The 14,279-nt window shown below is 68.5% G+C and carries 13 protein-coding genes and 2 riboswitches; of the genes, 2 read left to right on the top strand and 11 right to left on the bottom strand.

Going from position 1 to position 14,279, the window contains the following annotated elements; genetic code table 11:
- Positions 1-8: 8 nt before the first annotated feature.
- Complete coding sequence (locus EP757_RS12425; protein WP_127545248.1) at positions 9-1,022, bottom strand: hypothetical protein; 1,014 nt, start codon at positions 1,020-1,022, stop codon at positions 9-11.
- A gap of 4 nt (positions 1,023-1,026) precedes the next feature.
- Positions 1,027-1,162: riboswitch (cyclic di-AMP (ydaO/yuaA leader) on the bottom strand.
- A gap of 207 nt (positions 1,163-1,369) precedes the next feature.
- Positions 1,370-1,504, top strand: a riboswitch (cyclic di-AMP (ydaO/yuaA leader).
- A gap of 4 nt (positions 1,505-1,508) precedes the next feature.
- On the opposite strand from EP757_RS12425, the gene EP757_RS12420 reads away from it, so the two are divergent.
- Positions 1,509-2,525 carry a hypothetical protein gene (locus tag EP757_RS12420; RefSeq protein ID WP_127545245.1) on the top strand — a complete coding sequence of 339 codons (1,017 nt, stop codon included), beginning with the start codon at positions 1,509-1,511 and terminating at the stop codon, positions 2,523-2,525.
- Between the two features lie 51 nt (positions 2,526-2,576).
- Here the strand turns inward: EP757_RS12420 and EP757_RS12415 are convergent, their stop codons facing one another.
- From EP757_RS12415 to EP757_RS12395, 5 genes are all read right to left on the bottom strand, one after another.
- On the bottom strand, positions 2,577-4,940 hold the full coding sequence (locus tag EP757_RS12415) for a glycoside hydrolase family 65 protein (RefSeq protein ID WP_127545242.1): 2,364 nt from the start codon (positions 4,938-4,940) through the stop codon (positions 2,577-2,579).
- Between the two features lie 30 nt (positions 4,941-4,970).
- Positions 4,971-5,705: an HAD family phosphatase gene (locus tag EP757_RS12410; RefSeq protein ID WP_127545239.1), complete on the bottom strand. Its 735-nt coding sequence runs from the start codon at positions 5,703-5,705 to the stop codon at positions 4,971-4,973.
- A 94-nt stretch (positions 5,706-5,799) separates the two neighbouring features.
- Positions 5,800-6,324 carry an ATP-binding protein gene (locus EP757_RS12405; protein WP_370457807.1) on the bottom strand — a complete coding sequence of 175 codons (525 nt, stop codon included), beginning with the start codon at positions 6,322-6,324 and terminating at the stop codon, positions 5,800-5,802.
- A gap of 58 nt (positions 6,325-6,382) precedes the next feature.
- The gene (locus EP757_RS12400; RefSeq protein ID WP_127545233.1) at positions 6,383-7,672 is read right to left on the bottom strand and encodes an ABC transporter ATP-binding protein; all 1,290 of its coding nucleotides are present in this window, start codon (positions 7,670-7,672) and stop codon (positions 6,383-6,385) included.
- Between the two features lie 474 nt (positions 7,673-8,146).
- Positions 8,147-9,982: a DUF5941 domain-containing protein gene (locus EP757_RS12395; protein WP_127545230.1), complete on the bottom strand. Its 1,836-nt coding sequence runs from the start codon at positions 9,980-9,982 to the stop codon at positions 8,147-8,149.
- Positions 9,983-10,138: 156 nt separating this feature from the next.
- Between EP757_RS12395 and EP757_RS12390 the strand changes: the two genes are divergently transcribed.
- Positions 10,139-10,342, top strand: coding sequence for a PspC domain-containing protein (locus tag EP757_RS12390; protein ID WP_127545227.1), 204 nt, complete (start codon positions 10,139-10,141; stop codon positions 10,340-10,342).
- An 11-nt stretch (positions 10,343-10,353) separates the two neighbouring features.
- Here EP757_RS12390 and EP757_RS12385 read toward each other — a convergent pair whose 3' ends face one another.
- The 5 genes from EP757_RS12385 to EP757_RS12365 are packed head-to-tail and all read right to left on the bottom strand — an operon-like array spanning position 10,354 to position 14,261.
- Entirely contained in the window at positions 10,354-11,085 is a 732-nt protein-coding gene (locus EP757_RS12385) for a DUF4230 domain-containing protein (RefSeq protein WP_127545224.1), read from the bottom strand.
- Between the two features lie 37 nt (positions 11,086-11,122).
- Entirely contained in the window at positions 11,123-11,419 is a 297-nt protein-coding gene (locus tag EP757_RS12380; RefSeq protein WP_014440514.1) for a type II toxin-antitoxin system VapB family antitoxin, read from the bottom strand.
- A 58-nt stretch (positions 11,420-11,477) separates the two neighbouring features.
- Positions 11,478-12,086, bottom strand: coding sequence for a nitroreductase family protein (locus EP757_RS12375; protein WP_127545221.1), 609 nt, complete (start codon positions 12,084-12,086; stop codon positions 11,478-11,480).
- A complete protein-coding gene (locus EP757_RS12370; protein ID WP_127545216.1) occupies positions 12,086-13,000 on the bottom strand; it encodes an aldose 1-epimerase family protein in 915 nt (304 codons plus the stop codon). The genes EP757_RS12375 and EP757_RS12370 overlap by 1 nt, the downstream gene beginning before the upstream one ends.
- A 10-nt stretch (positions 13,001-13,010) precedes the next feature.
- Complete coding sequence (locus EP757_RS12365; RefSeq protein WP_127545213.1) at positions 13,011-14,261, bottom strand: MFS transporter; 1,251 nt, start codon at positions 14,259-14,261, stop codon at positions 13,011-13,013.
- Positions 14,262-14,279: the final 18 nt, after the last annotated feature.

Genomic DNA, 14,279 nt, shown 5'->3' with positions numbered 1-14,279 from the left:
CCCTTTTTTCAGCGCACTGAAAGATGCACGTGGTTCGTATGGTCGCTGGATGGGTCGCCACCGGCGCCGCTGTAGGACTTCCAGCCGCTGCTCGGCAGCCAGATCCGGCGGAACCAGATCACGTAGAGCACGTCGAGCGCGTCCGCGTTGTTGATGAAGTAGTTCGCCAGGTTGTTGCCGTAGGTCTTGCTCGCCCCGGTCGCGTCCCCGCCGAAGCCGTTCTTGTCGGCCGCGAAGTCGCAGGCCCGGCCCTTGGGGTGCTCACCGCTGTTCTGCTCACGGAAGCAGTGCACGTACCGCGTGAAGCCGTCCTTCTGGGCCTGCTTCAGCGCGTGCGACATGCGCGGGGTGATGCAGCCGCCACTGGTCGGGTCGTTCACGGAGCAACCGGAACCGGAACCGCTCGGCACCGGATCGGCCTTGGCGCTGCTGCCGCCGTCGCTCGACGAGGAGGCGTCCGCGCCCTGGTTCGCCTTCTTCAGCGCCGTCTCGGCCTGCAGCTTCTTCTTCGCCATCACGTTGACCTGCTTCTGCTGGTCCTTCACGGTGGCGTCGATGGCGAGCTTCGCCTTGCGCTGCGCGTCGAGGGTGTTCTTCAGTTCCTCGATCGCATGGTTCTGATCGGCGGCGACCGTCGACAGGATCATCGTCCGGTCGATGAAGCTTTCCGTGTCGCTCGCGTTGACCAGGGCGGACATCCCGCCGAGGCGGCCCGAGGTGTACGCCTGGGCGGCGATCTCGTCGAGCGCGGCCTGCTTCGGCCCGACCTGCTCGTCCAGCTTCTTCAGCGTGGCCGTGAGCTCGGTCTGCTTCTCCTTGGAGGACTTCAGCTTCGCCTTCGCCTCGACGTATCCGCGAGAGGCGTCCTCGAGTTGTTCGACGAGAGACTTCGAGCCACCCTCGCCGTCGTCACCGTTGTCGCCGGGGGCTGCGTTGGCCGGTGACGCCACGACCGCCAGCCCGCACACGGCGAGCAGCAGCCCCATGACGGCCGCTAATCGCCGCGCAGTCTTTCGCTGCACAGATCATTCCTTCCGTCGGCCGCCGACCGAGTTAGCTGACGGGTTCGGGACGAAGGAAATCCCTACCGCGGATGCGGATTCACCCCGAGGAAATATGGTTCCCCGGCTCGCCGCAGGGGGCGATTAGGCGGCGGTCCCCGGGTGGGAACCGCGTCCGACCATACCCACTCAATCGACAGATCGACAGTTCTCGTACGTTCCGCAATGGCGTGGCCACGCGAGGTGAGATGATTACGGAAAGTCGTTACCCGGTAACAGTTTTGCTGGTTCTGCGGTCCTGAAGCCGCGCCATTCCTCAGGTAAACTCGTCGCCGGTCCTGCCAGGACGGCGCCGCCCCCGAGGAGCCGGCAGGCCACCGCCCAATCGTCGCGAGACGAGCCGGGGAACCAAGTCAGTGGGGTGAATCCGCCTTCGGGCGGTAGGGATCTCTTCCGTCCCGAACCCGTCAGCTAACTCGGTCGGCGGTGACAAGGAAGGAACTGTTGATGACCGCAAGTCCCCGCCGGTGGCTGACCCTTGCCCTGGCACCGCTCGTGGCCACGGCCTTGTTCGTGGTGCCGGCCATGCCGGCCTCCGCGGAGCCGAGCGACTCGTCCGCCACCGCCGAGGAGGACGACGAAGACGCCCTGCTCTCCGACGTCATCGAGGCCTCGAACCGCCGATACGTGACCGCCAAGGCGGCCGTGTCGAAGTCCACGAAGGCCCAGGCGAAGCTCAACGTCGAGATCAAGGCGGCCGAGAGCCGTCGCGACGAGCTCATTCCCGAGGTCAACTCGATCGCCCGCGAGCAGTACGTGACGGGCAACCTGAGCGCCGTCGGCTTCCTGCTCGGCGCCAGCTCGTCGAATGACTTCCTGAAGAAGGCGATCTCGCTCGAAGAGATCAACAAGCTGCATGACGAGAAGCTCGGCGAGCTCAACGAGGCGATCAACACGGTCTCCGAGAAGAAGGCCAAGCTCGACGCCGAGGTCAAGGCGCAGAAGCAGAACAGCGCGCTGATGAAGAAGCAGAAGGACGCTGCGGAGAAAGCCCTGAAACTGGTCGGCGGCGACGCGCTGACAAAGGGTTTCGTGGTGGCGGATTCTCCGGATGCCGACGCTGCTCCGCGCAACTCCAGCGGCGGTTTCTCCGCGGAGGGCTGCACCGAGAACGACCCGACGACGAACGGCTGCATCACCAAGCGCACTCTTCACATGTACAAAGAGGTGAAGAAGGCCGGCTTCGACATGTTCGTCGGCTGCCACCGCGACGGCGGGCCGTTCGAGCACCCCAAGGGCCGGGCCTGTGACTGGTCGCTGCAGAAGAGCGGCTTCTCCTCGGCGCACAACGACAAGATGATGAAGTACGGCAACGACCTGATGGCGTTCCTCGTGCGGAACGCCGACAAGCTCGGGATCTACTACGTCATCTGGTACAAGAAGATCTGGTTCCCGGCATCCGGCTGGAAGTCCTACCACGGTGTCAGCGACCACACCGACCACGTGCACGTGTCGATGCTCTGAGGGTTTCGTACGGAAACGGCCCCGTCCTCTTCGGACGGGGCCGTTTCCGGCTCAGTGAGTGGCTCGCCTGACCGGCGCCCGGCCGTGCGGCTGGCTCGGCGCCGGGCCGACCGTTCCGGCCGGCGGGATCGCCATGGTCACCGGACGGACCTGGGTGACCTCGATCTCCTTGCCGTGGTGCAGCAGGGTGAGCCGGGCCGAGCCGCCGCCGTTGCGCAGTGAGTACGTCACCTCGTCGCCGGTCACGCTGACCCGCAGCCGCAGGCCGCGCCAGAGCAGCGAGAACTCCAGGTTGTTGATCCGGCTGGGCAGCCGCGGGGCGAAGCTCAGCTGACCGTTGAAGTCCCGCATGCCGCCGAGGCCCGCCACCAGCGACATCCAGGTACCGGCCAGGGACGCCACGTGCACGCCGTCCCGGGCGTTCTGGTGCAGGTCGTGCAGGTCCATCAGGGCGGCCTCGCCCAGATAGTCGTGAGCCAGCTCCAGGTGCCCGGTCTCGGCCGCCAGCACCGCCTGGACGCAGGCGGACAGGGAGGAGTCCCGGACGGTCCGCGCGTCGTAGTAGGCGAAGTTGCGCGACTTCTCCTCGGGGGTGAACGCGTCCCCCCGGAGGAACATCGCCATCACCAGGTCGGCCTGCTTGATGACCTGTTTGCGGTACAGGTCGAAGTACGGGAAGTTCAGCAGCAGCGGATAGCCCTCCGGCGGGGTGTTCTCGAAGTCCCACTCCTGGAGCCGGGTGAAGCCCTCACACTGCTGGTGGACCCCGAGCTCCTTGTCGTACGGGATGTGCACCGCGGCCGCCGCGTCACGCCAGGAGGCAGCCTCCTCGTCGTCCACGCCGAACTTGCGGGCCAGGTCCGGGTGACGCTTGCAGGCCTCGACCGCGGTCATCAGGTTCTGCTGGGCCATCAGGTTGGTGTAGATGTTGTCGTTCACCACGGCGGTGTACTCGTCCGGGCCGGTCACCCCGTCGATGTGGAAGCGGCCGTGCCGGTCGTGGTGGCCGAGCGAACGCCACAGCCGGGCCGTCTCGACCAGCAGCTCCAGGCCGACCTCACGCTCGAAGTCGTAGTCGCCGGTCGCCTGGACGTACCGCCGGACCGCATCGGCGATGTCGGCGGCGATGTGGAAGCCCGCCGTGCCCGCCGGCCAGTACCCCGAGCACTCCTGGCCGCGGATGGTCCGCCACGGGAACGCGGCGCCCTGCAGGCCGAGTGTCTGAGCCCGCTCCCGGGCCAGGTCCAGCGTCGAGTGCCGCCAGCGCAGCACGTCGGCCGCCGCGGAGGGCTGGGTGTAGGTGAGAGCCGGCAGCACGAACGTCTCGGCGTCCCAGAAGGTGTGGCCGTCGTAGCCGGGGCCGGTGAGGCCCTTCGAGCCGATCGGGCGCTTCTCCGCCCGGGCGCCGGCCTGCAGTGTGTGGAAGAGGCCGAAGCGGACCGCCTGCTGCACCTCCGCGTCGCCCTCGACCTTGACGTCCGAGTGGTCCCAGAAGGCGTCCAGGTATTCCTGCTGCTGCTGGACCAGGCCCTCCCAGCCGTCCAGGCGGGCGCTGGCGAGAGCCGCGCCGACCTGGTCGCGCAGGGCGGGCAGCGAGCGCATGCTGGACCAGCCGTACGCCGCCAGCTTGACCACCCGCAGCTTCTGGCCGGGCTCCAGGCGGCACGCGACGGTGGTCCGCAGCCAGTCGGGGTGCCCCTCGGTGGTGATGGCGTGCCGGCCCGGGGTCTCCACCAGGTGCTCCATGGCAGCGGCCATCCGCAGGTCACTGGCCTTGGTGCGGTGCACCAGGATGCCGCCGGTGCGCTGCTCCATCATCTCCTCGGCCTGCAGCGGCCGGTCCAGCACCGCGGCGACCCGCGGGTCCTTGCTCATCGGCGGCAGCTGCTCGTTCGCCACCAGCTCGGACTGCAGGATCAGCCGGGCGGCGCTCTCCAGGGGCTCCACCTCGTAGAGGAAGGCGACAATGGCCCGCTGCGTGAACGAGACCAGACGCACGGTGCGGACCCGGACGCCCTGGCCGGACGGGGACACCCACTCCACGATCCGCTCCAGCGTGCCGGCCCGCAGGTCCAGGCAGCGCTCGTGGGACCGCAGCTCGCCGTAGCGCACGTCGAACGGCTCGTCGTTGACGAGCAGGCGCACCAGCTTGGCGTTCGTCACGTTGACCATCGTCTGGCCGGACTCGGGGAAACCGTACCCCGCCTCGGCGTGCGGCAGCGGCCGCAGCTCGTAGAACGAGTTGAGGTAGGTGCCGGGCAGGCCGTGCGGCTCGCCCTCGTCCAGGTTTCCGCGTATCCCGATGTGGCCGTTCGAGAGAGCGAACACCGACTCGGACTGGGCCAGCAGGTCCAGGTCGAGCCGGGTCTCCCGGATGTGCCAAGGGTCGACGGGGTAGGCCCGTTCACGGATCACGGTCGTGCCTCTCGGTACTGAATGTAAGTCTCAGAGAAGTTCGGAAAGATCGGTGACGACCACGTCGGCACCGTGTTCACGCAGCGCCTCGGCCTGGCCGACGCGGTCGACACCGATCACGATGCCGAAGTCGCCGGCACGGCCGGCCTCGACACCGGCCAGCGCGTCCTCGTAGACGGCGCAGGTCGCCGGCTCCACGCCGAGCAGCTTCGCCGCGTACAGGAAGGTATCGGGCGCCGGCTTGCCGGGCAGGCCCTGCTCGCGGGCGACGACGCCGTCCACGCGCACCTCCAGGAGGTCGGCGATGCCGGCGGCCTCCAGGACGTCCTTACAGTTCGCACTGGCCGAGACGACAGCCCGGCGCAGACCGGCCTCCTTCGCCGCTTTCAGGTACTCCACCGATCCGGGGTAGACCTGAACGGCGCCCTCGGCGATCTTCTGCAGCACGAGCACGTTCTTGCGGTTGCCGACGCCGTTGACGGTCTCCTGGTCCGGAGTGTCGTCGGGCGTCCCCTCGGGCAGGGTGATGCCCCGGGAAGCGAGGAAGGTACGGACACCGTCGGCACGCTGCCGACCATCGACATAACGGTGATAGTCGGTGCCTGAATCGAACGGGACGAATGGCTGACCGTGACGTTCCGACCACAATTCCAAGAACGAATCGAACGTCTGTTTCCACGCCGCGTTGTGGACGAGCGCGGTCTGCGTCAGCACGCCGTCAAGATCGAAAAGGCAAACGGTCACCGTTGAAGGAAGTCCGAGCACGCGCCCAATGTAGCCGGACGGGAAGCAGGAGGAGAGCGGAAGGGCACCTTCATATTTCCTTGGTGGTTCACAGGTCGTTCAACCTGCTGTTTCATCAAGAATCCGGAGCGGCATCCAGTGCGATACGCAATCCGATCGAGGTACCGATCGGCCCGGTAGCGGTCGTCACCTCGTCGCACAACTGGTGCGCCAGCCAGAGCCCGCGTCCCCCGACCTCGAACGCCTCCGGCGCCTGTACGTCGTCCAGGTAGTCGCCGGGAATGCCCGGGCCCGAGTCGGTGACCAGGCACCACACGGATCCGTCGTCGATCCTCAGGACCAGTCGGCCGTGCCCACCGGCGTGCAGAACGACGTTCGTGATGACCTCGTTGACCGCCAGGATGTATCCGTGCCGCCGATCGCCGTCCAACCTGAGCGGGGCGAGCCGGGCAGACACTTCATGCCGCAGAACGGTGATGTCATTCTGCCCGAAAGGGCGATCGAGAAGGACCGGAAGAACCGTCGGGCGGGCGGCATCGACCCGCGGCTCCCTCCCCGGAGCCGACCGCACGCTCTGGTTGATCCTGTCCTCCACCGTCGTGCAGCCTACGCGCTGTGGCCGACCGGTGGCACGAGGCATCGGTGATCCCGCCCGGAAGTGGCGTAGATCCCGGCTGTTGTTTCCTGGCCCCCTGGGGTCACCGCCAGCCGACATCGATGCGATCACCTCGCTCGTCGAAGAAATGGACGGCTTCCATCCGGACCGCGATCGCCAGCGGATGCCCGGGTGACACCGCCGGGTAGGGCGCCAGCCGCACCGACAGCTCGGCGGGCTTGCGGTGATGCCGGCCCGGGTCGTTCAGCACGCTCACCCGGCTGGTGGGCCGCGGTTCCACATCGACACCGCCGCCCGGGCGTGTCAGGCGCTGCAGGGCGCGCTTGAGCGGGTTCTCGGCAGGCGGCTGGGTGTGCACCGGGTTGCTCATCTCGTCGACCACGATCGCCGTCGCCCCGACGTCCAGGAACGCGAGCGACTCGTGCCCGTGGTGCTCCAGGTAGCGGATCCGCCCCTGCAACACCGGCCCCTGCGTCTCCGGCGCCACCGGAGTGATCGCCTCCGCCCGGATGCCGACCACGATCCGCTCGCCGTGGTAGCGGGCCACCGCACGGGCGCGCGGGTCGTTCCAGGGCATGTAGAGGTTCTGCTCGCCGAAGTTCAGCACGATGTACTGATCGAGGTGCACGTAGACGGACGCCTCGAGCAGGTTCATCCGGGGCGAGCCGAGGAACGCCGCGACGTAGAGCGTGGCCGGCCGCCGGTAGACCTCGGTCGGCGTGCCGACGTCCTGCAGCACGCCCTTCCGCATGATCGCGACCCGGTCGGCCATGGTGAGCGCCTCGGCCTGGTCGTGCGTCACGTACATGGTCGTGACCCCGAGCTCGCGCGTCATGCTGGAGATCTCCGCCCGCAGCTCGGCGCGCAGGCCGCTGTCCAGGTTGGAGAGCGGCTCGTCCATGAGGAAGAGGCCGGGCCGGCGGACGATCGCCCGGCCCATCGCCACCCGCTGACGCTGACCGCCCGAGAGCTGGCTGGGCCGCCGCCCGAGCACCTCGCCGATGCCGAGCGCCCCCGCCACCGCGTCGATCCGCTCCTGCCGCGGCGACGGCTCGACGCCGGACAGCTTCAGCGGGAAACCGATGTTCTCGCCCACGGTCATGTGCGGATAGAGCGCAAAGTCCTGAAACACCATCGCGATGCTGCGCTCACGCGGAGGCAGATCCAGCACCGGCTCACCGTTCAGCAGGATCTCACCCTCGGTGGGATCCTCCAGGCCGGCGATCATCCGGAGCACTGTCGACTTGCCGCAGCCCGAAGGGCCCAGCAGGACCATGAACTCGCCGTCCTTGACCTCGAGGTCGAGGTTGTCGACGGCGAGCGAGCCATCTGGCCACACTTTGGTGACGTCTCTGAGCGCGACGGTGGACACCGTCAACCTCCTGCGATCGTGTGATCCCGATCCCACGACGGTCGGCAATCGAGCACTAACTCTGCGAGTGGAGTCGATGGCCTGCCATCGGACGAAAGTGCCATTCGCAGATAGTGATCAATCGATTACGGAGATCTGAACGTGCGGAGATCGACTGTGCACGTGCACATGAAGCCCGAGGCGCAAAACGACAATTCACACCCCTTTCTCGTACGCCAAAAGCCCCACCCCCGGCACCGCACCCTCAACTCCACGCCAGAGCCGCCCCCAAGCCCGATTTGTCGCGTCCCGTACAGCCAACCCCGCCCGACTGAACGCCAGAGCCGCCGTCGCGCCCGATTTGTCGCTCTCGTGGGCAACCGGTCTTGACTGCCTGCACCAGGGAGCGACAAAACGGGCGACGACAAGGCGCCGGCGGTCAGTCGGGCCCCGGCCGGTCGCCGACAGACGGGCTCGGGTGGCGACCGATTTTGGTCAGTGAACCCGGGAGGCTCGCCAGTCGCGGGTGGCGGTCACCAGGAAGGCGCCGCCGACCAAGGCGGCCAGGACGACGGTTCCGGCCGTGGCGTAGCCCAGCAGCGCCGCCACGACCAGCAGCAGCACCCGCCCGTCCCAGCCCAGCAGAGCACGGCCGGCAGCGGTGGCGGGTGCGCCCTTCTCCATCCGGGCGGTCAGGTCGTAGTGCCGCAACGCCAGCGTGAACAGCAGCAGGAACACCACGGCGGGCGGCACCGGCCCGTAGAGGCCGACAGCGACCACGACCAGGTATTCGGCAGCCCGGAGCGCGGCCGGCACCAGCCAGTCGAGGGCGCCGCCGTGCCGGGATCCGGCGGGGAGGCCGGCCAGCGCGACCGGGAGGGCCACGATCGCGAGCAGCCATCGCACGTCGGTCGTCAGGAGCAGGGTGACGGTGCTCAGCCCGTACAGCAGAAATGCCGCCGCCAAAGGCAGTGGGTGACCCAGCCCGGAGCGGCTCAGGACCGAGCGCACCAGCGGGCCGTCGTCACGGTGGCGCATCGTGTCGACCGTGTTCAGCACCGAGACGCGCATGGAGAGGGCGCGCAGCGAGCGGAGCGCGAGGGTGTACGCCGCCGCGAGCAGACCGAAACCGACCACTGCTGCGAGGGCGATCCGGCCGTTCGTGAACGCGGCGAGGAGGGCCATCAGGGCCCAGCGTTCGCCGATCGGGAAGACGACGATCTTCTTACCCCAGTAGATCAGCGATCCGCGCTGGCTCTGTGCTTTGACCGAGGCCGCGGTGAGGCGGGCGCCGACACCCGCCGCGGACGGCTGGACCGGGCGGGCGGCGGCCTCGTCGTGGAGCGCGCCGTACCAGGTGTCGGTCATGTGCCGGGCGGTCTGCAGGACGATCGCGGTGATGGCGAGCGGCCACGCGTACGGAAGACCGACCCGCTCCGCACCCGCGGCGAGACCGGCGTAGACCGCGTACTCCTTCGCCCGGTCGGCCATCGTGTCGAGCCAGCCGCCGAACGCGTCGAACTTCCGCGTGTACCGAGCGAGCTGCCCGTCCACGCAGTCGAGCACGAAGCCCAGGTAGAGCAGGATCCCGCCGAGGATCATGAGCGGACGGGACGCCTGCCAGAACGCCAGCGCGGCAGCCCCGGCGAAGAGGACCGAGAGCCCGGTGACCGCAGTGGGGGTGAGGCCGAGCCGGGCTGCCGCTTTCGTGACGAGCGGGGACCAGCTGCTCACCGCGTACGTCGTGAAGAAGTCGTCCTGCTCCTTGACGGCGAGCCGCAGCCGGGCCGCGTCCTCGTCGACGGCGGCGACCGACTGCCGGGCCGCCACGAGCTCGGCCGGCGTGCTGACCTGCTGGGCCCGGAGCGTACGAGGACGCGTGGCGATCGGAACGAGCCCGTCCTCGAGCAGCGCCGCGAGCAGGTCCGGCCGCCCGGCCGCCTTCTCCAGCAGCGGCAGGTCGGCCGGGGCGATGCACATGGCGCCGAGGAACCGGGTGGTCCCGCCGCCGTCCGTGGCGGGGACGATCCGGCCGCGGTCCTCCTTGAGGCCGCCGGACTCGTCGGCCATCACCAGGACACTGCTGCGCCCGGCCGGCTCGGTCGCCAGCGTCCACAGCAGGCTGTGGTGCGCGACCAGGTTGTCCGGGCAGATCAGGAGTTGTTCGCCCGAGTCTCGGGCCTGCCGGACGGCGGCGGCGAGCTTATCTCCGCGGATGACGGTGGATGCTCCCGCGGCGTGCAGGGCCCGCGACAGCTCACCGGCCAGCTGCGCCGCTTCGGAAGACGGAAGCGCCGTCCCGGCCGGGGTGTAGAGGAGGGCCACCGTCACGGCCGAAAGGTTAACAGCGGAGGTCACCCGGGTACGGGTCACCCTTACGGGAGTTGGACCACCGGTATCCCCCTGTAGACCGAGGGCCGCCGACACTCCCGTACCTACCGTCGAAGTGGTCGTGGCAGAACGTCACGGCCGCTGCAGAAGGAGTGGATGAACGTGTCCCGCGCCGTCAAGACCCGCACTCTGACCCGACCCCGCCACAACCGCATGATCGCCGGTGTCTGCGCCGGACTGGGCCAGCGCTTCGGCCTCGGAGCCGGCACGGTCCGACTGCTGTTCCTGCTGTCCTGCCTGCTCCCCGGCCCGCAGTTCATCGCATATCTGATCCTCTGGGCGATGATGCCCAGCGAGTGACCCGCTGCTGATCAAGGATTGGCGAACGTGACGGTCACGGTGGTGTAACCCAGCCGGGCGAAGAGGCTCTCCAGCATCCGCTGCGTGTTGTCTCTCGCCCGCTGGTCCATCCCGCTGGACCTGGCCGCCTCGGTGATGCGCTCCTGAGCGAGCTGGTAGACCTTCTGCTGCTTGTTCGGCTCGTCACCGAAGGCGTCGCCGATCCGGTTGAGCAGGCCGCGCTCCTCGGCGACGACGTAGCTCTTCGTCATGTCGAGCGCCGCGGTCGACTGCTCGGGTGCGGGCAGCGTCAGCTCGATCGACTTCTTCGTCTCGTCGACCTTCAACGCGTCGCCGGTCAGGCCGCCGAAGTCGACGTAGGCCTCGACCGTCCCGGAGCCGACGAACAGCGTCCGCTGGTTGACCAGGAAATCCGGGATGTTCTCCTTGTTCTCCTGGAGGTCGACGATGACCTGGAAGGTGCCGTCGGCGGCCACATAGCGGTTGAGGTCGCGCATCGACTGCAGCAGCACGGGCTGGCTGCGGTCGACCGTCTGATCGTCGAACGGGTTGTCGAAGGTCGGCAGCACGTTGACGGCACGCAGGCCGATGCAGGCCGCGACCATCAACGCGAAGACGAACCCTGTGAAGATCAGCAGCCGGGCGAAGCCGCTCCGGCGGGCAGCGACGGGAGCCGGCGCGTCCTCATCGGGCACGGCCGGGTATTCCCGGGTCGGTTCATCCACTTCCGGCGTGTGGGCCATGCCTTAAAGGTAAGTACGGGGTACGACAATCCGCATCTCAGTCCTCGACGAGCAGCACCCTGGCGTGAATCTGGTTGCGCTGCTGGAGTGCCGCGCGCAGCGCCCGGTGCAGCCCGTCCTCCAGATAGAGCGCACCGTGATATTCCACGACATGCGGGAAGAGATCGCCGTAGAACGTGGAGTCCTCGGCGAGCAGCTTGTCGAGCGCGAGCTCGCGTTTCGTGGTGATCAGATCAGCGAGCCTGATCGGGCGCGGCGGAATCTCCGCCCACGCCTTCAGCGTCGTGTGGTGATCGGGGTACGGGGCTCCGTCCCGGACCGCTTTGAAGATCACGGCGGCTGCCCCTTTCCGTCAGAACGTTCCACCGCATGCCAGCGTAACCGGGCGGGTCTCAGACCTCGCCGGGCGAATGCCATCGGCCATGATGCACCACATCGGCCACCGGGCGGTGCCCGCGCTTGAGTGACGGAGACCTCTTGTCGTCTCCCCGATACCCCACGGTCAGCGCTCCGATCGGATTGAATTCATCCGGTACGCCGAAAGCCTGCTTGAACGCGTTCACCCGATCGGCGGGCAGACCGATGAAACACGAACCGAGGCCCTCGTTCACCGCCGTCAGATGCATGAGCAGGGAGGCGAACCCGGTGTCGATGTCCCAGTACGGGACAGGCCAGCGCGACTCGTCCCGATCCGTCCACCCCTTGTCAGATTCGGCGTACCTGTCGATGTAGACCGATTTGTTCGACAACGCGACGACGACCAGCGGCGCAGTCGACATCCGATCGAGCCAGCCGTTCGGCTCCGAGGCGAGGGTGCCCCAGAACAGCGCGCGGTCGTCGGGAGCGGTGAGGACCAGAAAACTCCAGCCCTGCGAGAAGCCCGCCGACGGCGCCCGCAGCCCATGCCGGACGATCTTGTCGATCAGTTCCTGCGGCACCGGGCGGTCCGGGTCGTACCCCCGGACCATCCGACGCCGACGGATCACCTCGTCGAACTCCATCAGGCCCGGATGCCCCACGACGTGGTCCAGGTCTGGCCCGGCTCCAGCACGATCAGGTCACGGCCGCTGCGGAACGCGTCAGGCGGGCAGGTCATCGGCTCGACCGCCACCGACCGGCGGTGCCGCTCGCCGTGCAGGGTGTCGCCGGTGAAGACCTGCCAGTAGTTGAACTTGTCGTCGGCCCACACGACGATCTTGGAGTCGCCGGAGGACAGCGTGACAGCGGTGATCCCGTCGGCGTCGAAGTCGATGTCGCCGAACGTGGTGTCCAGGACGGCAGCGCCGATCTTGCGCGGCTCGCTGTAGTCGTACTCGGTACCGGCCACCTTCGAGGCGCCGAGCGGCAGCAGCCGGTTGTCAGCGGTGAGCCGCAGCCGGGCCGGCACGTGCAGCACGGTGTCGTCGACGCTCACGCCGTCCAGCCGCAGGTAGGGGTGGACCGAATAGCCCCACGGCGCGTTCGACTCGGCCGTGTTCACCACGTCCTGCACGCAGCGCAGGCCGTCGGCCGAGACCGACCAGCGGCTGCGCAGCACCAGCGACCACGGGTAGCCGACCTGGGCGGGCAGGTCGTACTCCAGCGTCACGCTGTCCGCGGACTGCTCGACGAGGCGCCACCGCGACCAGTTGACCAGGCCGTGGATGGCGTTGTGCCGGGCCGCCTCGGTCAGGGCCAGCTGGTACGTCTGTCCCTCGAACTCGTAGCGCCCGTCCCGGATCCGGTTCGGCCACGGCGCGAGGATCTGCCCGGCGGAACCCGGCGCGATCTCATCGGTGCCGAACCCGTCGAGCACCTCGACGGCGTCGACGGAATAGGAGCGGAGCGTGCCGCCGACCTCCGTCAGGACGGCCCGGTGCCCGTCCGCCTCGATGGTCCACTGGATCCCGGATTTCGGGGCTGCCTCTGCGCTCATACCCGCGACACTATCGGTCCTCGGAACTCTCGGAAGCGGGCCGGTATCGGATCAGCGCCGGAGATACCGCGGCGAGCGCCACGGCGAGGCCGGCCGCCACGAATCCGCCGCCCGCCCAGGACCCGGTCACCCCGGTGAAGTCGGCTGTCGCGCCGGCTCGCAGGTCACCGAGGCGCGGCCCACCGGCCACCACCACGATGAACACGCCCTGGAGCCGGCCGCGGAGCCGGTCCGGCGCGTAGGTCTGCATGATCGACTGCCGGTAGACCGCGCTCACCAGGTCGGCCGCGCCCGCCACGGCGAGCAGCAGCACCATCAGCCACAGGTGGGTCGCCAGCCCGGAGAGGCCGATCGCCACACCCCAGCCGACCACCGCGACCACCAGGGCCAGGCCCTGCCGCTTGACCCGGCTGATCCAGCCCGAGGTGAGGCCGCCGAGCAGCGAGCCGATGGCGATCGCGCTGTAGAGCCAGCCGATCGCCGCGCCGCCGCCGAACTGGTCCTGCGCCACCGCCGGGAAGAGCGCCCGGGGCATCGCGAAGATCATCGCGATCAGGTCGATCGCGAACGAGAGCAGCAGCACCGGCTGGGTGACCAGGAACTTCAGGCCCACCGCGATGCCACGCAGACCGGCCGACGGCCGCTCCTCGCCGTCCTCGCGCTCGATCGGCGGGATGGCCGGGAGCCGCCAGGTGGCCCAGAAGGTCATCGTGAAGAGCAGGGCGTCGACCGCGTACGCCACCTCGACGCCGACGTCGGTCGACCAGATCCCCATGATCACGCCGGCGGCCAGCGGGCCGAGCACGCCACCGGCCGTGGTGGTCGTGTAGTTCAGCGTGTTGGCGGCCGGCACCAGCTCACCGGGGACGATCCGCGGGATGATCGCGTTGCGGGCCGGCGAGCTGATCGCGAAGCCGGCCGACTGCACGGCGGTCAGCGCCAGCAGCAGATGCGGACTGTGCACCCCGGCGACCGCCTGCACCAGCAGCCCGAGCGTGGACGTCCAGGTGATCACGGAGCTGGCCAGCAGCAGCCGGCGGCGATCCACCACGTCGGCGACCGCGCCACCCCAGAGACCGAAGATCAGCAGTGGTACGAGGGCAGCCACGCCGATCAGACCGACCCAGGTCGTCGAGTCCGTGATCGAGAACATCTCGACCGGGACCGCGACCGCGGTGAACTGGAAGCCGAAGAACGAGGCGCCGTTCCCGACCCACATCCGCCGGTACGCGACCACCCGCAGCGGCCGCGTGTCGATCATCCAGGATTTCGGCTTCCT

The organism is Actinoplanes sp. OR16, from assembly GCF_004001265.1.
Lineage (GTDB): Bacteria > Actinomycetota > Actinomycetes > Mycobacteriales > Micromonosporaceae > Actinoplanes.
Note: the sequence above shows the minus strand (reverse complement) of the source record. Positions and strands in the feature narration are given on the sequence as shown.

Bases quoted from the DNA above. Each gene is read 5' to 3' on its own strand.
- EP757_RS12390 (WP_127545227.1), top strand. From the start codon at position 10,139: ATGAACGTGTCCCGCGCCGTCAAGACCCGCACTCTGACCCGACCCCGC.
- EP757_RS12385 (WP_127545224.1), bottom strand. From the start codon at position 11,085: ATGGCCCACACGCCGGAAGTGGATGAACCGACCCGGGAATACCCGGCC.
- EP757_RS12405 (WP_370457807.1), bottom strand. From the start codon at position 6,324: ATGCCTCGTGCCACCGGTCGGCCACAGCGCGTAGGCTGCACGACGGTG.
- EP757_RS12420 (WP_127545245.1), top strand. From the start codon at position 1,509: ATGACCGCAAGTCCCCGCCGGTGGCTGACCCTTGCCCTGGCACCGCTC.
- EP757_RS12370 (WP_127545216.1), bottom strand. From the start codon at position 13,000: ATGAGCGCAGAGGCAGCCCCGAAATCCGGGATCCAGTGGACCATCGAG.
- EP757_RS12365 (WP_127545213.1), bottom strand. From the start codon at position 14,261: ATGATCGACACGCGGCCGCTGCGGGTGGTCGCGTACCGGCGGATGTGG.
- EP757_RS12375 (WP_127545221.1), bottom strand. From the start codon at position 12,086: ATGGAGTTCGACGAGGTGATCCGTCGGCGTCGGATGGTCCGGGGGTAC.